Origin of the sequence: Paenibacillus hodogayensis (assembly GCF_039536325.1) — a bacterium.
GTDB classification, from domain to species: domain Bacteria; phylum Bacillota; class Bacilli; order Paenibacillales; family NBRC-103111; genus Paenibacillus_AB; species Paenibacillus_AB hodogayensis.
The window spans coordinates 113,710-135,852 of sequence record NZ_BAAAYO010000001.1 but is presented as its reverse complement, the minus strand read 5'-3'; the positions used below and the strand labels follow the sequence as shown (position 1 = coordinate 135,852).

Genomic DNA, 22,143 nt, shown 5'->3' with positions numbered 1-22,143 from the left:
GGTCAAGCGCGATTTTCAAGAGTCCATTTGCAGCATACGCAGCGTTTCCCGCACGCCGGGATGCTTGTCGGCGGCCAGCAGGCCTTCCTTCAAATCGGACAGCCTTGCTTTTGTCCGCTCCCGTATGGCGATTTCTTCGTCCAGGTCGGCCATTTTCCGCTCGATGACCGCGACGAAATCGCCAATGCCGATCAGGCCCTGTGCCGACTTGTCCAGCGACTTCTTGATTTCCTTCAGCGTAAAGCCGCACGCTTTGGCGTTTTTGATAAACACAAGCAGGGCCAGCGTTTCCACGGGGTACATCCGGTATCCGGCATCCGTACGCTCCGGAGGCGGAAGCAATCCTTGCTTTTCGTAGTAAATCAGCGTTTCGTTATGGACATCCGCCAGCTTGGCGAGCTGTCCGCGCAAGTAACCGGCCATCGAGCCGCTCCTTTCGGGGAATGGACTTGAAGCGGGTCGTTGAAACCCGTCGGCTCCATCTTAGCACGGAATCGGGAGGCGCCATAGAACAGTCGGGAATGACCGCAAGCTGAAGGAGAACGGGGCGAGGGGAGAATGGTGTCCCAATCGACCTATAAAATGGCAATAACAACCGTTTTTTGCAAAGCCGGAACCTTTACAATGAAGGTGTAACGTAACGAGAACAAAAGGCGGGGATATCGATGAATCCGAAAAAATGGTCGGCCGAGTGGGTATGGGGGGACGGCGAGGCGAGCCCGCGCAACGCGTGGCGCTGCTTCCGGCATACGTTTGCGTTGCCGTACAACGGCGATGGCGGAGAGGCGTCAGCCAAGCTGCATATCAGCGCCGATTCGCGCTACGTACTGTTCGTCAACGGCCGGCAAGTCGGTCGGGGACCGGTCCGTTCGTGGCCGGCGGAGCAATTTTACGATACGCATGAGGTCGGACCTTACTTGCATAAAGGCGCCGACAATACGATCGCCGTACTCGTGCTTCATTTTGGTTTGTCCAATTTTTATTATATCCGCGGGCAAGGCGGCCTGCTGGCCGAGCTGGAGCTGGAGACGGCCGGCGGGACGGCCGTAGCGGCGGCCACCGGCGCGCATTGGCGTACGATCGTGCACGGCGCTTGGCAGCCGAACGCTCCGCGCATGTCGTGCCAGCAAGGATTTGCCGAAATTTACGATGCACGCCGCTGGGACGAGGCGTGGACGAGCCCGGGTTTCGACGACAACGGCTGGGACGCGGCGATCCGGGTCGGCGCCGTCGGCGAAGGACCGTGGAAGACGCTTGTGGAGCGCGACATTCCGTTTCTGACCGAGGAGAAGCTGTATCCGAAGCGGATCGAATCGCTGCGCCGGGTCAAAGCCCCGGCATGGACCGCCGCGATCGATATCCGCACGGCGATGCTGCCGGACAGCGTCAACCACGCCAATCACGTGCAATACGCCGGTTATCTCGTTTCGCTGCTCGTCGTCCGCGAGCCGGGCAAGCTGACGCTCGGCACCCCGTCCGGCGGGCGCATGCAAAACGTATGGCTGGACGGCAAGCCGCTGACCGACCCGTACGGAGTCGCTCCGGAGCGCTATTACGATGTGGAGCTGGAACGCGGTGATTATGTGCTGCAGATCGACGTGTCCGCGACCGACCACGGAGCCGCCTGGCATTTCGCCGCCGACGGAAGCGCCAAATTCGAATTCCGTTCGCCGCTTGACGGAGCGGGAGCGTCCGCTACACCGTTCCTCGTCGTCGGCCCTTTCGCCTCCGCGGTCAATATCGACGAGTTGGGCATCGTGCCGATCGACCGCCAGCAGCCGGATTTCGTCCGTGCGAGGGGAATCGCCTCGGTCGGGGAATTGACGTCGTTCGCTGAATGGACCCGGCCGCTCGAGGCGGCACTATATACCGAGCAGGACGCATTCGGGGCGTCCGTCTGGCAGCCGGAGGCGGACAAATACGCGATTCCGCAGCAGCTGGAGCGAGCCTTGTCGGCAACGCCGGAGCCGGCCGTACTGCCGCTGTTCGAGCACGGCGACTGTGAGCTGGTCATCGATTTCGGCCAGGAGGAATCCGGGTATATCGGCTTCGAAGTGGAGGCGGAGGCGGGCGTCGTCCTCGATCTGTACGGCATCGAATATTTGAAAGGCGACTACCGCCAGCATACGTACGGGCTGGACAACACGATCCGCTACGTCAGCCGCGGCGGCAGGCAGCGTTTCTTGTCCCCGGTGAGGCGCGGCTTCCGCTATTTGATCGTAACGGCGCGCGGCGCGACGCAGCCGGTCAAGCTGTACGAGACGTATATCAACCGCAGCACGTATCCGGTAACCGATGCCGGGCGGTTCGAATGTTCGGAGCCGCTGTTGAATGAAATATGGAACATTAGCCGCCATACGACGCGGCTGTGCATGGAGGATACGTTCGTCGACTGCCCTGCCTATGAGCAAGTTTTCTGGGTCGGCGACAGCCGGAACGAAGCGCTGGTCAACTATTACGTATTCGGCTCGCTGGATATCGTGAAGCGCTGCCTCAATCTGGTGCCGGGCTCCAAGGAGATGACGCCGCTCTATGTGAATCAGGTGCCGAGCGGCTGGCACAGCGTCATTCCGAACTGGACGTTCTTCTGGGTCATCGCTTGCGCCGAGTACGCCGAGCATACGGCCGACGCCGCATTTGCCAAACACATCTGGCCGGCGGCGCGCTACACGCTGGAGCATTACTTGGCCAAGCGTGACGAGAGCGGGCTGATGAACATCAAAGGGTGGAATCTGCTAGACTGGGCCCCGATCGACCAGCCGCGAGAAGGGATTGTGACGCACCAGAACATGTTCCTGGTCCAGGCGCTGCGCAAGGCGGTCGAGCTGGCAGCGGCGGCGGGAGCGTCTTCCGAAGAGAGCGCCGGTCTGGCAGCGGCGGCGGCCTCGCTGGAGGAAGCGATCAACGCCCATTTGTGGAGCGAGGAGCAGCAGGCATATTTGGATTGCATCCATGCGGACGGCCGCCGGTCGGCGATATTCAGCATGCAGACACAGGTTGTTGCTTACTTGTGCGGCATAGCGCACGAAGGCAGAAAAGAGCGAATCGAATCGTATTTAATCGAACCTCCTACGGGTTTCGTGCAGATCGGCAGCCCGTTCATGTCGTTTTTCTATTACGAGGCGCTTGCGCTGTCCGGCCGCTACGACCGGATGCTGGACGACATTCGCGCCCGTTTCGGTCAAATGATCGAGCACGGTGCAACAACCTGCTGGGAGATGTACCCGAATTTCAAGGAAAACCGGGCCAATCCCGATCAGCTTACGCGCAGCCATTGTCATGCGTGGTCGGCGGCTCCCGGCTATTTTCTCGGGGAAAGCGTGCTGGGCGTCAAACGCGCCGCCCCGGGCTGGAGCCGAGCCGTCGTCGAGCCCAACCCATGCGGCCTGAAGTGGGCGCGGGGCGGGGTGCCGTTGCCGGCCGGCGGCCATATTGAAGTCGAGTGGCGGGTGGACGGCGACGTCATGAATCTGCAAGTATCCGCGCCGGAAGGCGTAGAGCTGGATATCCGCGGGCCGGAAGGGCTGCGGCTTACGACGAAAACTTCGGTGTTGAACGTCTTGTAATCAAGCGTTCTGGTCTATCCGTCTACAACCGGTTGAGGCAAATGGGCAAGCGGCGCCGCTCTTTTTTGAGGAGACGGCGCCGTTTTGGCGTCTGTGGTGAGGCATATTCCTCTTTTTGGGTAATATAAAGGCGAACGGAAAAAACGGTCAAGCGAAGGAGTGTAAAATCATGCCGCAAACGGAAACGAAGCCCCAAACGGGCACGCAGCGCGTGAAGGATCAAGTCGCTTTCGTCACCGGGGCGGGCTCAGGCATCGGCAGGGCCGCCGCCATTCGTCTCGCCGAACAAGGCGCCAAAGTGTGCCTGGCCGATCTGAAGGACAGCCGCGCCGACGAGGTCAAGCGGATAATCGAGCAGGCGGGCGGCGAAGCGATCGTCGCCGATATCGACGTATCCGATCCGGCCCGCGTCAGCGAAGGCATTCGCCAAACGTTCGACCGCTGGGGACGGCTCGATATCGTGTTCGCCAATGCCGGCATTAACGGCACGTGGACGCCGATCGAGGACATGGCCGAGGAAGAATGGGACAACACGTTGACCACGAACTTGAAAGGGACGTTCCTGGCCGTCAAATACGCCATTCCGCATATGAAGCAAAACGGCGGAAGCATCATCATCACAAGCTCGATTAACGGCAGCCGCAAGTTTTCCAACTTCGGAGCTTCCGCCTACAGCGCCTCCAAGGCCGGGCAGGTGGCGTTCGCCAAAATGGCCGCGCTCGAGCTTGCCCGCTATAAAATCCGCGTGAACGTCATTTGCCCGGGAGCGATTCAAACGAATATCGGCGAGAACACGGAGAAAACGCCGGAGCTGGAGAAGATTGAAATTCCGGTGAAGTATCCGGAGGGCAGCCAGCCGCTGGAGCACAAAGCGGGCAAGCCGGAGCAGGTCGCCGATCTGGTGCTGTTCCTGGCCTCAGGCGAATCCAGCCACATCTCGGGCACGGAGCTGTTCATCGACGGGGTGGAGTCGCTGCTGTAGAAGGCGGCGACCTATCGTCAGGTACTCAAATTGCGTCAGTGATCCGCATCGGTGATGCGGGTCTTTTTCCTATTCCGGCCAAATACGGGAAGCTTCGCCTGCGATATTGCGGCATGCGAATAGCTGCCTTTGCCGCATGCGGAACAAGTGCCGGACAAGGGCAGAGAGGCGTTCATGAATACCGCCCACATCAACGGCGTACAAAAAAAATCTCAGTTTTACTAAAGAATTGACCCGCATTCCTTTATATAATGGGTGGCAGCGTCCCCGGAAAGGGGGCCGCCGAGGTTGGGCGGAACGACCGGGGCGACAACGCGGAACCGGGAAGGATGCTGTCATATGCAATTGCGCGCAGGCGTAGGCAAAAGCGATATAACGACAAACCGGGAAGGAGTCTTCGTCAGCGACCGTCTGTATGCGAAAGCGCTCGTGCTGGACGACGGGAATACCCGAGTAGCTCTGATTGCAATGGACGCTCTGGCGATCGGCGGAATCGGCGACATCAAGGACGATTTCCTGCCGAAGCTGCGCGACCGGATCGAGGAGGAGCTTCATATCCCCGGCGGCAACGTCATGGTCAACGCTTCCCACACGCATCCGCAAGGGAGGCTGCTTTGCGAGGATGACGAGCAGGTCGAGCGGACCTTCGATGCAGTGCGGCAGGCGCTGGAACGGATGACGGAGGTAACGGCGGGCTCCGGATTCGGCCGCGAGGCGAGGATTACGTTTAACCGGAACCTGCGTATGCAAGACGGCCGTCACTGGACGGTCCGTTACGCGCATCCGTGCCCGCCCGACGGGGAGGTGGCCGGCATCGGGCCGATCGATCCCGACATCGGGGTGCTGCGTATCGACCGGATGGACGGCCGGCCGCTGGCCGTCGTGTATAATTTCGCCTGTCATTTGCTGATCGGCGTGCCGGACAGAGGCGTTACGGCGAATTTTGCGGGCTTTGCTTCCAAAGTAATCGAGGATCAACTGGGCCACGGAGCGATGGCATTGTTTGTGCAAGGCGCGGGCGGGGATTTGCTGGAGCTGCACTTCAAGGATGTAAACCGTTCCCGGAACTGCGAGCCGCTCGGCACGATGCTCGGTTTGAGTGCGCTGGAGGCGGTGCGAAACATCCGGACCGGCGCCGCCGCCCTGAGCGTCTGCTCGGAGACGATCCGGCTCCCGCGCAGGACGGATATCGCCGAACGGATCGCGGAAAGGCTGCGCGAGCAGCAGGAACTGCTTGCCTCGATGCGCAGCACATGCCTCAATTTCAAGTCGTTCCTGCCATTGTACCTGAAATACGCGCTTAACCCGGAACACCCGGCGGACTATTCGTACCGCTATATGCAGGAGGCGGCGATCGGCGCCAACGAGCTGACGACGATGGATGCGCATAACCGGAGCAACCTGGACGCCTACGTCCGCAACATCCATACGATGGAACGGTTGATTCGCATCCAGGAAGATATCGCGACGCTACAGGTGCATCTGCAGTTGAACCGCGAAGCGGGCGAGCCGTTCATCCCCGCCGAGGTGCAGGCGATCCGCATCGGGGACTGCGCGCTGCTTACCGCGCCGGCGGAGCTGCTCGTCGAGGTGGGGCTGAAGCTCAAACAGGCGTCGCCCTTCGAGCATACGCTTATCGCCGCTTTTTCCAACGGCTATATGCACTACGCTCCGCCGGCCGAGCATTACGACAAAGGCGGCTATGAAGTTACCGAATGCTTGCTCGCCCCGGAATGGCAGCAAGCCTACGAGCAGAAGGCGTTCGAGCTGCTCGACCGGCTGGATCGGCCGGCTGCGGGTGCCGGAGAGCGCTGAGCGCAAAGGGAGGGCGACGCTTGGAGAAGAAGCGATGGACCGCGCGATGGATTGCCGACCGCGACTTCGCGGAGCTGTCCCCGCTCGATCTGTACCGGAAGGAGCTGGCGGGCGGGGAGCGTCCGGCTCATCCGGAGGGGCTGCGTAACCGTCACATGCTCGTCCGCAAGGAATTCGAGCTGGACGGCGGATGGAACGACGCCTGGCTGGATATTACGGGGGACGACTATTACAAAGTGCACATCAACGGCCGTTTTGTCGGACAAGGGCCGGCGCAGGGCAACCCGTTCCACTACTTCTATAACCGGTTTGCGATTGCCGATTTCCTGCGCCAGGGCGTCAATACGATAGCGGCGCACGTATACTACCACGGCTGCGTCAGTCACGCCTACTTTAGCGGAGATAGCCGACAAGGTCTGATCGCCGAGCTGACCGTGGACGGGCGGACAGTGGCGGTTACCGACGAAACGTGGACTTACCGGAATACGCCGGAGTACGGGAACGGTGCGACGGTCGGCTACGATACGCAGTTTCTGGAGCATATCGATAACCGGCTGAAAGACCGCGGCTGGCGGGAGAACGGCTTCGACGACTCCCGCTGGAGCAAGGCCAGGGAGCGCAGGAACGACGACCATATCCTGGTCAGGCAGCCGACGCCTCCGCTTTCCGTATACGATGTCCTGCCGGCAAAGACGCTCGTTCTCGACGGAGAGGGCTATTGGCTCGATTTCGGCCGGGAACTGACCGGGCAGCTTCGGCTGAAAGCGCGGGGCGCAGCCGGTCAAGTCGTAGAAATCCGCTGCGGAGAGGAACTGCTCGACAACGGCCGGGTCCGCTACGAGATGAGATGCAACTGCCGGTACCAGGAGTTCTGGACCTTGTCGGGATGGGACGAGGACGAGCTGGAGCTGTACGACTACAAAGCGTTCCGCTATGCCGAGGTGCTGGCCGGTCCGGGCGTCGTCTTCGATACCGGTTCGTTCGGAGCCGTCGTCCGGCATTATCCGCTCGACGAGGAGGCTTGCGTATTCGAATCGTCCAGCACGCTGTTAGATACGGTCTGGTCCTTGTGCCGGAACAGCGTCCGGTACGGCTCGCAGGAAACGTATGTGGACTGTCCGTCCCGCGAGAAAGGGCAGTATTTGGGCGACAATACGATTATTGCGCATGCCCATGCTTATGTGTCCGGCGATCTGCGCCTGTTCCGCAAATCGCTCCGCGATTTCGCGCTGCTCGCCGCCCGCGTCTGTCCGGGTTTCATGGCCGTCGCCTCGGGCAGCTTCATGCAAGAAATCGCCGACTACTCGCTGCAATGGCCGCTGCAGCTGCAGCAATATTACAGGCAAAGCGGCGATCGGGGTTTTGTGGAGGAGATGCTTCCCGCGGCGGAAAGTCTGCTGGAACACTTCCGGTCTTACCGCCGGGAGGACGGTCTCTTGGTGAACGTCGACGACAAGTGGAATTTGGTCGACTGGCCGGAGGCGATGCGCGACGGCTACGACTGCCGCCTGGACTACCCGATCGGCGGCGTCTGCCACAACGTGATCAACGCGTTCTATTATGGGGCGATGCAGGCCGTCGGCGAACTGCGGGCCGTTATGCGGGGAGACGATTCGGAAGAAAGCAAGGGAGAGCTGGCCGCTTTCCGCACGGCGTACGTCTCGGCGTTTTATAACCCGGAAACCGGGCTGTTCGTCGACGCCGAACGATCGAAGCATTCCTCCCTTCATGCCAATGCGCTGCCGCTTCTGTTCGGCCTCGTTCCGCAGGAGGCACGGGCTTCGGTGGTTGCCTTGATGCGCGTGAAACGGCTGAGCTGCGGGGTATATATGGCGTATTTCGTCCTGCAGGCGCTGGCCGAGGCGGGGGAGCAAGAGCTCGTTTACGAGCTGATCGTCTCCGACGACCTGCACTCCTGGGCGACGATGGCGAGGGAGGGGGCGACCGCCTGCTTCGAAACGTGGTCCAAGGAGCTGAAGCCGAACGCCAGTCTTTGTCATCCGTGGGGCAGCTCGCCGATCCCGGTGCTGATCGAGCATATCGTCGGCTTGAAGCCGGCGGAGCCGGGCTGGACAAAGGTATCGTTTGCCCCGCATATCCCGGATTCGCTGCGGGAGGTTCGCCTATCGTTCCGCGTTCCGACCGGAACGATCGTCTTCGAACGGCGCGACGGGGAGACGAGGCTCACGGTTCCCGACGGCGTGTCCGTCGTTTCGTCTTTGTAACCGAAGTCTCTGGCCGCCCTGCTTCGTACTGACTGGCAAACAAGCTCCTTTCATGATATAGTAAATACGGAACGTATGTTCCTATGATCTATTCACGGAAAGACAGGAGCGGGGCACATGACGGAACGATGCGGCTGGGTCAATGAAGATCCGTTATATATGGACTACCACGATCGCGAATGGGGGGTGCCCGTTCACGACGACCGGAAGCTGTTCGAGATGCTGACGCTGGAAGGGGCGCAGGCGGGCTTGAGCTGGTACACCGTGCTGAAGAAGCGCGAGTCGTACAGACAGGCGTTCGACGGCTTCGACTTCGAGAAGATTGCGGCATACGGCGAAGCGAAGACGGCGGAGCTGCTCCAGAACGAAGGCATTATCCGCAACCGGTTGAAGATCGCCTCGACGATCGGCAACGCCCAAGCGTTCATTCGCGTCCGGGAGGAATTCGGCAGCTTCGACCGTTACATATGGAGCTTTACGGGCGGCGAACCGATCGTCAATGCATGGCGAGAGCTCTTCGAGGTGCCGGCGCGCACCGACATTTCGGATGCGATGAGCAAGGATTTGCTGAAGCGCGGCTTCAAATTCGTCGGCAGCACGATATGCTACGCCTATATGCAGGCGACCGGGATGGTCGACGATCACGTGGAGAGCTGTTTTTGCCGTCAGCGCAGACTGCAGTAGCGTGCAGACGGGATATTGCCAAGGAACGGCGGTCGGTTTTTGTCGGCCGCTTTTTTTTGTTGTCCGGCATTGTTGTCCGATGGATGTTTGGTGCGACATGCGGTAAACTGACGATAAGAACGGAAAGGACAAGAGGAGTGTGATCCATGACGGGAGAGAATCGAACCGAATCGGATTTCCCGCGCGGAGTCAGCCAGCCGGCGCGCCGGGCGCTGGCCGGTGCCGGCTATCGTTTGCTCGAGCAGTTGAACGGCGTCGCCGAGGCCGACCTTTTGCGGCTTCACGGTATGGGGCCGAAGGCGATGGATGCGCTTCGCCGCGCGCTTGCCGAAAAAGGGATGGCTTTCGCCGGCGGCCCTGAGTGACCAAGCGCGGTCCGCGATGCGGCGTTTGTGCCGAGAGCGCGAGCCCAAGCCCAAGCCCAAGCGGACGAGCCGGATCACCTGACCGCCCGGCGTTTTCCGCCCAAAGCGAAGGCATGTCGGGAAGGGATTACAAAAAGATAGTACTAGTACGCAGTGGCCCGCGTAAGCTAACATTCGTATAGCCGGAGTCGAGGAATCGTGGAACAGCAGGCATCGGTAAGCATACGGAATGAGGGTGAGCCATGGCGTCGGTAAAAGGGAGGTATACACGAAAGAGTAGTCGATTCGTCGCAACGATTCCGGGAGAGGGGATGAAATTGACGTTGAAGCAAGCGATAGCCGCGTTTTCTTTGCTGTTGTTTGTGCTGATCGGGCTATTTACGGTATACAGCTTCGTATTTCCTTTCGAGGCCGGCGACTGGCTGCAAGGGGGATGGTTCGGTCTGATTTTGCTCGTCAGCCCGTTCGGCATCCTGATGGCTTTATTCGGCAAGCGGGCGGGGAAATCGTCCGGGGTCCGGATGGCTGCGCTGACGGGGCACCTTGCGCTGATCGTTTTTGTCTTTCTCTACATGTCGCTTGGCTACGTCCTGTTTGGCGTCTGACGGTGCGGCGGACCGGGCTTTCCATGAGGTTGTCGAAACATGAAAAAACGGGCTGTTCAACCTTCACGGTCGAATAGCCCGTCTTTATTATGCCGCTTACTTGCCGGTCATTTCCTTCAGCACGCTTTCGATCGCCTCGAGCGTAATGTCCACTTCCTTGTCGGTATGGCTGTAGCTCAGATGGTTGCGCTTCAGGTTCATCGGCATTTTATAGATGCCTTTTTCGATCATTTTTTTGCGGTAGGTGACATAGAACTCCGCATCGTTATGCTGCAGGTCGGTATAGTTTTTCGGCTCGAAGTCCATGAAGTAGGTCGTCCATGTCGAACCGAAGCCGGCGACGTATGCCTTGATGCCGAGACGGTCGACGATGCCACGGATTTCCGAACGCATCCGCTCGCCGAGGCGGAAAATATGCTCGTGCACCGGCTCGTTCTCCATCATTTCCAGCGTGGCGATACATGCGGCCGTACCGACGGCATGTCCGTTGTACGTGCCGGCGAACCATACGTCCCCGCCCGGCTGGGTGTTGAAGCGCTGCATGTATTCCTTCTTGCCGGCGACGGCGGCGATCGGGAAGCCGTTGGCCATCGCTTTGCCCATCGTCGTCAAGTCAGGCGTCACGCCGGCAACTTTCTGATAGCCGCCGATGTCGTGGCGGAAGCCGGTGATGACTTCGTCGAAGATCAGCAGAGCGCCGTTGGCCGTACACAGCTCGCGCAAGCCTTCCAGGAAGCCCGGCTGCGGCATGATAATGCCGATGTTGTGCGGGATCGGCTCCAGGATGATCGCGGCGATCTCGCCTTTGTTTTCGTTAAAGGTGCGCTCGACATCGTCGAGATCGTTGTACGTGCAGACGAGCGTATTGTCGATCGCTTCGTCCAGCATGCCGGCCGAACCCGGATCGCGTGTGCCGATCTTGTCCCAGGCGCTCAGCATGTTGCGGGCGACGTAATCGTGCCAGCCGTGATAGCAGCCCTGGAACTTGATCAGCTTCGAGCGGCCGGTAATGCCGCGGGAAAGACGGATGGCGTGGTACGTTGCCTCGGAGCCGGAGTTGCAGAACAGCACCTGCTCGGCGGACGGAACGTGCGTGACGATTTTGCGCGACGCTTCGATTTCGAGATCGGTTGTTCCTACCCCGAACATATCGGTGGTGGAAAGCGCCTGAATGACTTTATTGTTGACGTACGGATAATTATGCCCAAGAATGTAAGGCCCGAAAGCGGCCTGATAATCGATAAATTTATTGCCGTCGGCGTCGTAAATGTACGCGCCCTCGCCTTTCGTAAAAACGTGGAACGGCTCTACGTTTCTGGTTGCCGAATGAACGCCGCCAGGGGCGTACTTATTGGATTCCTCGCGAAGTCTGGCGTTGTTGGTCATGTCGTTCCTCCGAAATTCAGTATATTAAATTAAATTCAATAAGTTGATTATATGGTGACGACAATCCGGAAGTCAACCGAATATTTATCGGTCCAAAAACTTTTTCACCGGATGAAACAACCGATTGACAATGAAAAAAGGATTCTACTATTATTATATTGATTATTGTTCATTATATTGAGTTGTCAATTTCGAGATGTTCGCCTACAAAGGAGCCATATCTGATGAAGCTTCACGGGAAAAAGGTACTGATTACGGGCGCCGCGCAGGGGATCGGTCAAGGTATCGCCGAGAAGTTCGCCGCCGAGGGCGCCGAGCTTTACCTGCTCGACGTACGCGCCGCCGAGCTGCAGGAAACCGCGGAAGCGCTGCTCGACCGGGGCGCTGCGCGCGTCGAGCATGCGGTATGCGACCTGAGCGATCTGGACGCCGCTCTTGCCGCGGCCGAGCAGGCCTGGTCGACGATGGGGGCGATCGACGTGCTCATCAACAATGCAGGCATCGCATTCCGCGAGCCGTTCTCGGGCATATCGCTGGACCGCTGGACGAAGGTGATGGATGTCAATGTTAATGCGATGTTCGTGCTCAGCCAAGCGATTGTGAACCGGATGACGGAACGCGGCCAGGGCGGATCGATCGTCAACATGACCTCCAAGAATGGGCTGGCGGGTAGCTCGATGCTGGCGCATTACAACGCCTCCAAGGGCGCGGTCGTACTGCTTACGCAATCGATGGCCGTGGAGCTGGCGCCGCACGGCATTCGCGTCAATGCGGTCGCTCCGGGCTTCATCGATACGCCGCTCGACCGGAAGCTGAAGCAGCAGGACAGCTCGTTGAATTTGACCGCCCGTACGCCGATGGGCCGTACCGGCACAGTCGAAGAAGTGGCCAATGCGTTCCTGTTCCTGGCTTCCGAAGACGCTTCCTATATTACCGGCGTCACGCTGCCGGTAGACGGGGGACATCTGGCCAACGCGGGCGAGCTGTAAGCCACGCTGCCCGTATCGGACTATCCCGCGGAATCGTGTCGCTCCGTTTGTCATGGAATATGCCAGCCGGCCCTCCCGCCGCTGGTTACCGAAAGCGCGGCCGTATGGGTCGTTTCACCGTTTATGGCATGAAACGCATGAAGGAAAGGAGGAACCGCACTTGAAAAAGCAGCCGAAAGAATATTCCGTTCCGGCGATCGATAAAACGGTAGCTATCCTGAATGCGTTGTCCGACCGACAATTGACAATCCAGGAAATCCATAGCTCGCTGAATGTGCCCAAATCGACCGCCTTCGTCATTCTGAACACGCTGGAGCAATACTCGCTGATCCAGAAAAACGCCGAAGGCAAATACCGGCTCGGACACGGCGTGCTGCGTTGGGGAATCGGCTATATGAAGTCGATGGATCTGGTAACCGTAGCCCGTCCGCATCTGGAGAAGCTCGTCGCCGACACGCCGTATACGGTTCATCTGGCTGTCGTGGAGAAAGATAAGCCGGTCTACGTCGACAAGATCGAGGGCGGCGGGTTCGTCCGTTTCGCTACCAACATCGGGCAAGTTCAGCCTTTGCATATGTCCGGGGTCGGCAAGGCGATCGCTTCCGGCATGACCGACGCGTACATTGCCGAGCTGATGGAAGCCGAACTGGAAGGATCGTCGGATAAAAAAGCCCGTACGCTGGAAAAACTGATGGACGATGTCCGCTATGTGCGAAAGTATGGCTATTCGATCGAGGACGAGGAATTCGAGGAAGGCATCCGCTGCATCGGCGCTCCAATCCGCAACGAAACCGGCCACGTGTTTGCTTCGATCAGCCTCACTTCGCTGAACAAGGATTTGCCTGCCACGAAGTTCCAGCAAATCGGCGAAGCGGTCAAGGCTACGGCGGACCGGATCTCGGCCGAACTCGGGTACTTGCAGCAGGACAATGAAGGCGGAGCTTTGCCCCGCCAAGAGAGCGGCCACTAAGGGTATAGAAGCCCGGGGCCGCTATCGTACCAAATTACGGCCCGCGGCGGTTACCGGCGCAAGCTCGTTACATGCTTTCGCCGGCCTCGCCCAGAGCCGAATAAAGGCGGGTCATGTCTATGATATTCGATTGTCATACGCATCTGTTTCTTCCCGGCCAAGTCGGCGGGGCTTTCGCCGCCGCGGCCAAGCGGGCTTGGGACATCGAGATTGTCGCGACCGAGGAGGAGCACCGGGATAACGTTCGCGGCTTCGACGGAGCGATCGTGCTTGCCTTCGACGCGCCGGCTACAGGCTGCATCGTGCCGAACGAGGATGTCGCGCGCTACGTCGCCACCGATCCTGGCAGGCTGTTCGGCTTCGCCAGCATCGATCCGAACCGTCCGGACGCCCCCCGGCTGCTGCACGAGGCGATCGCCGAATACAAGCTGAGCGGTCTGAAGATCGCACCGATCTACCAAAACTTTTACCCGAACGATTCGAGACATTACGCTTTGTACGCCAAGGCAAATGAACTGAAGCTGCCGATTTTGTGGCATCAGGGGACGTCCTTCATTCCCGAAGGCTATTTGGACGCCTCCCGTCCGGTCGAACTGGACCCGATTGCGAGAGCGTTTCCACAGCTCAAAATGATTATTGCGCATATGGGCCACCCGTGGATCGACGAGTGCATCTCCGTGGTGCGCAAAAATCCGAATGTGTATATGGATATGTCGGCGCTCGGCTCGCGTCCGTGGCAGTTTTACAATGCCCTTGTCTCCGCGATGGAATACGGCGTAACGCATAAAATTTTGTTCGGCTCGGATTTTCCTTTCTTCTCGACACAGAAGACGATCGAGCTGCTGCGCAATGTGAATCAGTTTGCACAAGGCACGATGCTGCCGCAAATTCCCGACCGGTTGATCGAGGAGATCATTCATCGCAATACGCCGGATATTCTCGGACTCGTGTAATTTATAAAATAGGAGCTGAACCCGATGACGCTGAAAATTGGGATCGTCGGAGCCAGGGGGCTGAGCAACCTGCTCGGCTTCCGGGCTGTCCCCGACGTCGAAGTAACCGCCCTGTGCGACCTGCATGAAGGACTGCTGCAGGAACAGGCGGCTTTGTACGGTATTCCGCATACGTACCGCGTATATGAAGATATGCTGGAATCGGATATCGATGCGGTCGTCATTTCCACGCCGATGCAGCTGCATGTGCAGCAGACGATTCAGGCGCTCGAGGCGGGCAAGCATGTGCTGAGCGAGGTCACCGCAGGCGTCACGATGGAGGAGCTGTGGTGGCTGAAGGAAGCGGTCGAGAAGCACAGCGACAAAGTCTATATGTTTGCCGAGAACTACTGCTACATTCCGACCAATCAGCTCATCGCCAACATGGTGGGGCAGGGGCTTCTCGGCGACGTGTACTTCGGCGAGGGCGAATATTTGCACGATATTAAACATTTGGCTTACGGTTATAACCGCCGCATGCCCGGAGAACAGCCGACCGGCGGCAAAACGTCGTGGCGCAACTACTGGCAGTTCGGCAAACGCGGCACGTTTTATCCGACGCACAGTCTCGGTCCGGTCATGCAATGGTTCAAGGGCGACCGTATCAAGTCGATCTCGACCTTTGCCACCGGCTGGCACACCGCTCCGCAATTCCGCCAGGAGGATACGTCGGTCACGATGTGCCAGCTGGAAAGCGGCAAGCTGATTAGAATCCGCGTGGACTGCGTATCCAACCGTCCGCATAACGGCGCCTACTACACGCTGCAAGGGACGAAGGGCTGCTACGAAGCGCCTCGGGGTCTTGGCGACGATCATAAAATTTATTTCCAAACCGAAGGCGAAGATCCGAGTAAGGCAGAGTGGCGTCCTTTGTCGGACTTTTACGACCTGCTGCCGGAAAGGTACCGCAACGTGACCGAAGAGCAGCGCAGCGCCGGCCATTGGGGCGGAGACTATTTTATCGTGCAGGATTTCGTCGACTCCATCCGCAACGGAACGAAGCCGCCGATCGACGTTTATGATGCTTGTGAATGGACGGCGGTCGGTCTCTTGTCCGAGCTTTCCGTCACGAACGGCGGCAGGGCGATGGATGTGCCGGATTTCCGCCGCTCCAGCACGTACAAGGAGCAGTTTATCCGCCTGTAGCCGGTAAGCGCAACACCCGAATCGTCAAGCGGCTTTTGCCAGAGGCACATGGGCTCCATGTGCCTTCGCGTCTTTCGGCGTTGTGGAAATCGCTTACATTCGAGAAGTGCCCATAACTATCGTCGGTTGCTCCGACGGCCGGGGAGTGAAGCCTGTGAAGCTGTTGACCAAGATGAATAGCGTGTTTTACCGGCTGTTTTTGTCCTACGCCGTTCTGCTGCTTGTCACCACGATCGTTATAGGAGCGACCTCTTACGTCTTCTTTACGTCGAGCCTGAACGCCGAGGTCGAGAAGGTGCACGCCCGTATGCTGAGCCATACGGCCGACCAGCTATCGGGCAATCTGCTTGGGCGGGCGCAAAAAATATATTTGGAAATGGCGACGAGACCGGACATTTTGTATTTCTACAACAATCCGATCGCCGGCAATTACGCCAAAATGAAAACCATCGCCGACGATCTGAAAGGCATCGTGGCGATGTATCCGGATACCGTCGATTCGGTAGCGGTCTACTTCCGCGACGACAAGACGATCCTCTCTTCGCTACAGGGCGTAGCGTTTCTGAACAGCGTTCCGGACAAAATCGCGGCCAGCACCGACTGGATCGAGCGAATGGACCGGGCCGGTTCTCCGGCGCTCTGGATCGAGACGCGCAGCGTCCCGGTCAACGTCCGTTCGACAGACGGGGGAACGCGGCTCGTTACGTTCGTCGGGACTTACCCGTACAATTCGACGGCCGATACGGCCAAAGGATACTTCGCCGTCAATCTGAAGGCGGAGGCATTCAGCGGCACCATCCGTTCGAACGACGAGACGGACCGGGGACGGCAGTGGATTATCGACGGCGCCGGGCAAGTCATCGCCTACGGTAACGAGCGGACGGACGGTATAGCGGGGGGCGGGGACGTCGCTCTGCTGCAGGAGATCGGCGCAGCCGGGCCGGGCCGGGGAAGCTTGAACCGGATGCTCGGCGGAACGGAGTATTTGCTGACGTACACGACGCTGCCGGATAACGGCTGGCGGCTGATCCAGGCGACCCCGGTCAACGAATACAACAAAAATGCGACGGCGATTCAGCGGACGCTGCTGCTCATATGCCTGGCGGCCGTCGTGATTGGCCTGCTGCTGTCCCAGGTGCTTACCTTCAACATGTACAGCCCGCTCAAGACGCTGCTCCGCAAGGTGAGAGGGATGTTCGAGCCGGCGGAGACGAACGATCAGCAGAGCAGCCGCCACGAGAACGAGTACAAGCTGCTGGACCGGATCGTCGCGGGCGTCTCGTTGAAGATGGGCGAGCTGGAGATGACGGTGCAGGAAAACGTGCCGATCATCCGCCATCATCTCGTATCCGGGCTGTTGAACCGCAATATCGCCAGCGCCGGCGAGCTGGAAGAGCGACTGCGCCTGCTCGGCATGAGCTGGCCCGAGCGCTGGGCGTGCGCAGTGATCGTCCGTCTCGACGAGACCGGCATGGAAGGGCTGAGCGTCGAGGACGAGCAGATTATTTTGTACAATCTGGTGCGCGAGCTGGAGCAGACCGGCAATATTCCGCTGCAATGCACGGCCGTTACGTCCTCCTCGCGGGAAATCACTGCGATCGCGCACGCCGACGACCGCGACGAGCGTTTGCTTGGCACTCTCGTGGAGAAGCTATTCGCCTATGCCGCCGGACATTTTCGCATCAGCCTCGAGGCGGCGTGGGGGGACTGGGTGGAAGATCCGCTGCGGCTTCACGAATCGTACGCCGAAGCGCAGGCGGGCTTGAAGTACCGGTATTTCATGCCGGAGCGCCGTTTTTTTCCGTTCTCGCTCAGCTCGGCGAGGGAACGAAGCCGCGAGGAGCTGCCTGAGCAGCTGACCGAATCGTTCGCCGAAGCGCTGCGCGCGCGCAACGCTGACGCCGTCGCTGCCTCGGTGTCCGAGCTCGTCGGACGCATGGAAAAGGACGGCTTGTCCGCCGAGTATTGCCACGAAGTGTGGAAGCAGTGGATGAACGCGTACCGTATGTACGTGAAGGAGATGAATCTCAAGTCGTCGGATGTGATCGCGGGCGAATCGTTGGAACGGTTTCAGCGCATCGCCGATATCCGGCAATTCCGCGTATGGCTGCTGGACGCGGTCGAGCAGACGTTCCTTTTCGTGGAGGAGCGCGGAAAGAATCGGGGCAGCGAGTCGGTCGAGCGGGTGAAGACGTTCGTGGAGGCCAATCTGGCTCACGATCTGAGCCTTCAGATCGTCTCCGAGCGGGTTCATCTGCATCCGCGCTATTTCAGCCAGCTGTTCAAGGAAGAGACGGGGATCAACTTCGTCGATTACGTCAACAAACGGAGACTGGAGGCGGCCGCGCAGCTGATCAAGACGACCGATTTGACCGTCGAGCGGATTGCCGCAAGCGTTGGCTTCAACACGCCCGCTTACTTTATCAAGAAGTTCAAGGAAGCGTACGGGGTCACACCGAAAACCTACAAGGTCAATTACACGTCCAGCCAGCCGTAGGAAGCGAAAGCGACATCGCCGAGGCTCCGGCGGGAGAAACGATAACGTGTCCGGCATGCCGATCGCCCAGCAGCGAAGCGTGCTGCCGGCACGTTTTTTTGCATTGGCGGAAGGGGTTTTTCGCCATGCCTCTATTGTCCCCAGGCTCCGCAAGCAGCTTGTTGTATGTTCTGCATATCGTTTCGGGCCAAATACCGGCAAATCTTGAACCTGTTCCATGATCTGCGCTATTTGGTATTGAGGCTTTCTGGGCGCTTCGGCTATGGTAGGGGCATGGCAAGTCATACCCCATCAGACAGAAAGGAGCTACCGGCACATGCAGCACACCCTCGATCCAAAAGCGCCGGCCGCCGGCCGCAAAGCCGCCGAAGCTGGAGGACGAACCGCCCGTTTCGCGAAGCCGTTCCGCGACTACTGGAAATACAAATATTTGACGATGCTGTTTATACCGGCTGCGGTTTATTACTTCATCTTTCATTACGTCCCGATATACGGTGTTCTGATTGCATTCAAGGATTACAAATTCAGTCTGGGCATAATGGGCAGCCCGTGGGTCGGCTTCGAGCACTTCCGCGAGCTGTTCGGTCTCGGCAGCTTCTGGCAAGTGTTCCGCAATACGATCCTGATCAGCTGCTACAAGCTGATGTTCGGCTTCCCCGCGCCGATTGCGTTCGCGCTGCTGCTTAATGAAATCCGCTTGTCGGTGTTCAAAAAATTCGTGCAGACGATCAGCTACTTCCCGCATTTCCTGTCCTGGGTCGTACTCGGCGGTTTGGCGATCCAGTTTTTGTCGCCTTCGATTGGCCCGGTCAATCTCATTATGCAGGCGTTCGGGATGAAGCCGATCTATTTCCTCGGGAGCACCGAATGGTTCCGTTCCGTACTGGTCGCCACGGATATATGGAAGGAGCTCGGCTGGGGAACGATCGTCTATTTGGCGGCCATAGCCGGCGTCAATCCGGAGCTGCACGAGGCGGCCACGGTGGACGGGGCGAACCGGTTTCACCGGATGCGGTACATTACGCTTCCCGCGATGGCTCCGGTCATTACGATCATGCTTATCTTCGCCGTAGGCCGGCTCGTCAACGACGACTTCGATCAGGTGTTCAACCTGTACAACAGCGCCGTTATGGAAGTCGGCGACGTGCTCAGCACGTACACGTACAGGATGGGGCTCGTCAATATGCAGTACAGCTTCTCCACCGCGGTCGGCTTGTTCAAAAACCTGATCGCCTTCGCGCTCGTGCTGACCGCCAATGCGGCAGCCAAAAAATATAACGAATACGGCCTATGGTAGCCTGTTGCAAAGGGGGATTCCGCGATGAAACTGCACAAGGGGCATCTGTTCGATGTCGTCAATGCGGCGTTTATGATCGCGTTTTGCGCCACCACGTTGTTTCCGTTCGTGCATCTGCTGTCGCTGTCGCTCAGCACCGGCAACGTGCCGCTGACGACGATTCATCTCATTCCGCCGGAAATGACGCTGGCCAACTATAAAAAAGTGTTCACCAACGAGTTCGTGCTGAGCGGGTTTATGAACACGCTGCTGCGCACGGTGCTCGGCACGGCGCTGTCGCTGGCGGCTACGATATTCGCGGCTTATCCGCTGGCGAAACGATTTTTTCCGCACCGGACGTTCTGGACCGGATTCATCGTGTTCACGATGTTTTTCAGCGGCGGGCTCATTCCGAACTATTTGCTGATCAAAAACCTCGGTCTGATGAACAGCGTATGGGCGCTTGTGCTCCCGTCGCTCGTCAGCGCCTTCTCGCTCGTTATCGCCCGCAACTTCTTCATGGCGATCCCGGAAAGTCTGGAGGAGTCGGCCAAAATCGACGGGGCGAACGACATCGTCATCCTGTTCCGCATCGTCGTGCCGATTTCGATGCCGATCATCGCCACGCTGGCGCTGTGGACGGCCGTCTCCCATTGGAACGCCTGGTTCGACAGCCTGATCTACATGACCGATTCGCACAAGCAGGTGCTGCAGGTCGTCATGCGAAGAATCGTGCTGCTCGGCACGAAGGATATGATGGATCTGAACTCCTATGAGGATCCGAATCTCGCTGTCAATCCGGAGACGATCAAGGCGGCAACGCTGATGGTAACCATTATCCCGATCGTCATGTTCTATCCGTTCCTGCAAAAGTATTTCGTCAAAGGCGTTCTCGTCGGCTCCCTGAAAGGCTGAGGGCGGCACGGCGCCGTTTTTGGCCGCAAATGCGGGCGTAAGCGTGCGAAGCCCGGCTCCGGCCGGCTTCCGCGAGCAAGCCATAGATTCAACCAGAACTTATGTATACGGGAGGTCAACCGAATGAACAAACCATTCAACCAACGGTTCGCGGTCACCATGTCCGCTTCCTTGCTGCTTGCCTTGGTGGCGGTAGGCTGCGGCGCGAAGGACAAAGAGCAGGGAAACGCGGCAGACGGGGACGCCGCGAAGCCGGCCGACAAAATCTATACGGTATCGTGGGTATCCGGTCAATCGACTCCGGTCGATGCCAACGCCAAAATGATCAAATACTGGAATGAGAAGCTCGGCGTGAAGCTGGACATTTGGAATGTCGAATCGAAAAATTTTACCGAAATGATGAACCTCAAATTCGCCTCCGGCGAAATTCCCGACCGGATGGTCGTCAACGGCTTCGCCACGCTGCAGCAGTATGTCAATCAGGATCTGCTGGCGGAAATTCCGCTCGATATGCTGAAGAAATACGCGCCGAACGTATACGCAAAAACCGAGAAGGAAATGCCAAACGCCTTCGAATACGCCAAGGTGAACGGCAAAATATACGGGATTCCGAAGCTGATCATGTACGACCGCTTCCGCGCCCCGATCGTCTGGAGAGGCGACTGGCTGAAAAACATCGGCTTGTCCAAGCCGCCGGAAACGCTGGACGAATTCGAGAAAGCCGTCTACAAGATCGCCAACGAAGACCCGGATAAAAACGGCAAAAAGGATACGTACGGCTTGTCCGCGTCATCGCTTCCGCTTATCTACGGCGCATTCGGCTACCTGCCCGACCGTTGGAGCGAGAAAGACGGCAAGCTCGTGTACGGGGCGGTCCAGCCGGAAATCAAGCAAGCGCTTCAATTGCTGAACAAATGGTACAAGGACGGCGTCATCGATCCGGAATTCATTACCGGCGAGAACACCGGCGGGTATTGGGCGCTGTCGCACGCCTTCATTAACGGACGGATCGGCTTGTCCAGCCTCGGCTCCTTCTATCACTGGAAGCCGCTGCTGTTCGAGGGCGACACCGCATCCCACGACTATGTGGAGATGAAGAAAGTCAATCCGGCCGCGGCGGACGCCTTGATGCAAGGACTCCCTCCGGTAGGGCCGACCGGGAAGATGGGCGCCCCTCAAGGAAGCTTGTTGAACGGCAATTTTATCTCCTTCGGCAAGCAGCTGCAAAAAGATCCGGACAAGCTGGCCAAAGTGCTGCAAATGATTGATACGATCAGCGCCTCCTCCTATGAAAACTATGTGACGGCCATGTTCGGCGTCCAAGGCGAGGACTGGACGTTCGATGCGGATAAGGTTCCGCTGCTCAAGAACAATGCATCGACCCAAGATTTAGAGAAAATGGGCGCCAATAACGTAATGGAATCGCTCGAGCTGCCGGAGTTTTCCTCGATCTCGATGGCCAAGCGCAACAAGTGGGCGTCGGATAACGGCTACGAGAAGGGCGGCATCCGCAACCAGCTGCTGACAGCGCTTCCGGCGCAGGCGAAATACCAAGCCGAGCTGCAAAAGCTTCAGGATCAAACATTTATCTCCATCATTACCGGCGACAAGTCGATCGGCGAATTCGACGAGTTCGTGAAAAAATGGAGAAGCGGCGGCGGCGAGCAAATGGCGAAGGAAGCGAACGACTGGTTCTCCAACCTGAAAAAGTAAGCGGCGTCTCCTCATGT

The 22,143-nt window shown here is 58.6% G+C and carries 17 protein-coding genes; 15 read left to right on the top strand and 2 right to left on the bottom strand.

The annotated features are described in order from the left end of the window. Window positions 1–15: 15 nt before the first annotated feature. Window positions 16–423 (bottom strand): MerR family transcriptional regulator, encoded by a 408-nt coding sequence (locus ABD796_RS00480; protein WP_344901186.1) that lies wholly within the window; start codon window positions 421–423, stop codon window positions 16–18. A 242-nt stretch (window positions 424–665) separates the two neighbouring features. On the opposite strand from ABD796_RS00480, the gene ABD796_RS00475 reads away from it, so the two are divergent. The 7 genes from ABD796_RS00475 (at window position 666) to ABD796_RS00445 (ending at window position 10,242) form a co-directional block, all read left to right on the top strand. Next, on the top strand, window positions 666–3,566 hold the full coding sequence (locus ABD796_RS00475; RefSeq protein WP_344901183.1) for a family 78 glycoside hydrolase catalytic domain: 2,901 nt from the start codon (window positions 666–668) through the stop codon (window positions 3,564–3,566). A gap of 169 nt (window positions 3,567–3,735) precedes the next feature. After that, window positions 3,736–4,548 carry an SDR family oxidoreductase gene (locus ABD796_RS00470; RefSeq protein WP_344901180.1) on the top strand — a complete coding sequence of 271 codons (813 nt, stop codon included), beginning with the start codon at window positions 3,736–3,738 and terminating at the stop codon, window positions 4,546–4,548. 339 nt (window positions 4,549–4,887) lie between these two features. After that, entirely contained in the window at window positions 4,888–6,363 is a 1,476-nt protein-coding gene (locus ABD796_RS00465; RefSeq protein WP_344901177.1) for a hypothetical protein, read from the top strand. Between the two features lie 20 nt (window positions 6,364–6,383). Continuing rightward, window positions 6,384–8,588, top strand: coding sequence for a family 78 glycoside hydrolase catalytic domain (locus ABD796_RS00460; protein ID WP_344901174.1), 2,205 nt, complete (start codon window positions 6,384–6,386; stop codon window positions 8,586–8,588). A gap of 117 nt (window positions 8,589–8,705) precedes the next feature. Next, the gene (locus ABD796_RS00455) at window positions 8,706–9,272 is read left to right on the top strand and encodes a DNA-3-methyladenine glycosylase I (protein WP_344901171.1); all 567 of its coding nucleotides are present in this window, start codon (window positions 8,706–8,708) and stop codon (window positions 9,270–9,272) included. A 146-nt stretch (window positions 9,273–9,418) separates the two neighbouring features. Continuing rightward, complete coding sequence (locus ABD796_RS00450; protein WP_344901168.1) at window positions 9,419–9,637, top strand: helix-hairpin-helix domain-containing protein; 219 nt, start codon at window positions 9,419–9,421, stop codon at window positions 9,635–9,637. Between the two features lie 311 nt (window positions 9,638–9,948). Next, window positions 9,949–10,242 (top strand): hypothetical protein, encoded by a 294-nt coding sequence (locus ABD796_RS00445; protein ID WP_344901165.1) that lies wholly within the window; start codon window positions 9,949–9,951, stop codon window positions 10,240–10,242. A gap of 96 nt (window positions 10,243–10,338) precedes the next feature. On the opposite strand, the gene ABD796_RS00440 is transcribed toward ABD796_RS00445, so the two are convergent. Further along, window positions 10,339–11,628 (bottom strand): aspartate aminotransferase family protein, encoded by a 1,290-nt coding sequence (locus tag ABD796_RS00440; protein ID WP_344901163.1) that lies wholly within the window; start codon window positions 11,626–11,628, stop codon window positions 10,339–10,341. Window positions 11,629–11,852: 224 nt separating this feature from the next. On the opposite strand from ABD796_RS00440, the gene ABD796_RS00435 reads away from it, so the two are divergent. From ABD796_RS00435 to ABD796_RS00400, 8 genes are all read left to right on the top strand, one after another. Then, the gene (locus ABD796_RS00435; protein ID WP_344901160.1) at window positions 11,853–12,617 is read left to right on the top strand and encodes an SDR family NAD(P)-dependent oxidoreductase; all 765 of its coding nucleotides are present in this window, start codon (window positions 11,853–11,855) and stop codon (window positions 12,615–12,617) included. 160 nt (window positions 12,618–12,777) lie between these two features. After that, on the top strand, window positions 12,778–13,587 hold the full coding sequence (locus ABD796_RS00430; RefSeq protein WP_344901157.1) for an IclR family transcriptional regulator: 810 nt from the start codon (window positions 12,778–12,780) through the stop codon (window positions 13,585–13,587). Window positions 13,588–13,706: 119 nt separating this feature from the next. Further along, the gene (locus ABD796_RS00425; protein ID WP_344901154.1) at window positions 13,707–14,540 is read left to right on the top strand and encodes an amidohydrolase family protein; all 834 of its coding nucleotides are present in this window, start codon (window positions 13,707–13,709) and stop codon (window positions 14,538–14,540) included. Between the two features lie 24 nt (window positions 14,541–14,564). Further along, complete coding sequence (locus tag ABD796_RS00420) at window positions 14,565–15,725, top strand: Gfo/Idh/MocA family protein (RefSeq protein ID WP_344901151.1); 1,161 nt, start codon at window positions 14,565–14,567, stop codon at window positions 15,723–15,725. Window positions 15,726–15,879: 154 nt separating this feature from the next. Next, a complete protein-coding gene (locus tag ABD796_RS00415) occupies window positions 15,880–18,222 on the top strand; it encodes a helix-turn-helix domain-containing protein (RefSeq protein WP_344901148.1) in 2,343 nt (780 codons plus the stop codon). A 316-nt stretch (window positions 18,223–18,538) separates the two neighbouring features. Further along, a complete protein-coding gene (locus ABD796_RS00410; RefSeq protein ID WP_344901145.1) occupies window positions 18,539–19,519 on the top strand; it encodes an ABC transporter permease in 981 nt (326 codons plus the stop codon). Window positions 19,520–19,543: 24 nt separating this feature from the next. Next, a complete protein-coding gene (locus ABD796_RS00405) occupies window positions 19,544–20,413 on the top strand; it encodes a carbohydrate ABC transporter permease (RefSeq protein WP_344901142.1) in 870 nt (289 codons plus the stop codon). 123 nt (window positions 20,414–20,536) lie between these two features. Beyond that, a complete protein-coding gene (locus ABD796_RS00400; RefSeq protein ID WP_344901139.1) occupies window positions 20,537–22,126 on the top strand; it encodes an extracellular solute-binding protein in 1,590 nt (529 codons plus the stop codon). The last annotated feature ends 17 nt before the right edge of the window (window positions 22,127–22,143 follow it).

Coding starts and splice junctions, on each gene's coding strand:
- ABD796_RS00445 (WP_344901165.1), top strand. CDS start 9,949: ATGAAATTGACGTTGAAGCAAGCGATAGCCGCGTTTTCTTTGCTGTTG.
- ABD796_RS00455 (WP_344901171.1), top strand. CDS start 8,706: ATGACGGAACGATGCGGCTGGGTCAATGAAGATCCGTTATATATGGAC.
- ABD796_RS00420 (WP_344901151.1), top strand. CDS start 14,565: ATGACGCTGAAAATTGGGATCGTCGGAGCCAGGGGGCTGAGCAACCTG.
- ABD796_RS00470 (WP_344901180.1), top strand. CDS start 3,736: ATGCCGCAAACGGAAACGAAGCCCCAAACGGGCACGCAGCGCGTGAAG.
- ABD796_RS00410 (WP_344901145.1), top strand. CDS start 18,539: ATGCAGCACACCCTCGATCCAAAAGCGCCGGCCGCCGGCCGCAAAGCC.
- ABD796_RS00450 (WP_344901168.1), top strand. CDS start 9,419: ATGACGGGAGAGAATCGAACCGAATCGGATTTCCCGCGCGGAGTCAGC.
- ABD796_RS00440 (WP_344901163.1), bottom strand. CDS start 11,628: ATGACCAACAACGCCAGACTTCGCGAGGAATCCAATAAGTACGCCCCT.
- ABD796_RS00480 (WP_344901186.1), bottom strand. CDS start 423: ATGGCCGGTTACTTGCGCGGACAGCTCGCCAAGCTGGCGGATGTCCAT.
- ABD796_RS00425 (WP_344901154.1), top strand. CDS start 13,707: ATGATATTCGATTGTCATACGCATCTGTTTCTTCCCGGCCAAGTCGGC.
- ABD796_RS00475 (WP_344901183.1), top strand. CDS start 666: ATGAATCCGAAAAAATGGTCGGCCGAGTGGGTATGGGGGGACGGCGAG.
- ABD796_RS00465 (WP_344901177.1), top strand. CDS start 4,888: ATGCAATTGCGCGCAGGCGTAGGCAAAAGCGATATAACGACAAACCGG.
- ABD796_RS00435 (WP_344901160.1), top strand. CDS start 11,853: ATGAAGCTTCACGGGAAAAAGGTACTGATTACGGGCGCCGCGCAGGGG.
- ABD796_RS00405 (WP_344901142.1), top strand. CDS start 19,544: ATGAAACTGCACAAGGGGCATCTGTTCGATGTCGTCAATGCGGCGTTT.
- ABD796_RS00400 (WP_344901139.1), top strand. CDS start 20,537: ATGAACAAACCATTCAACCAACGGTTCGCGGTCACCATGTCCGCTTCC.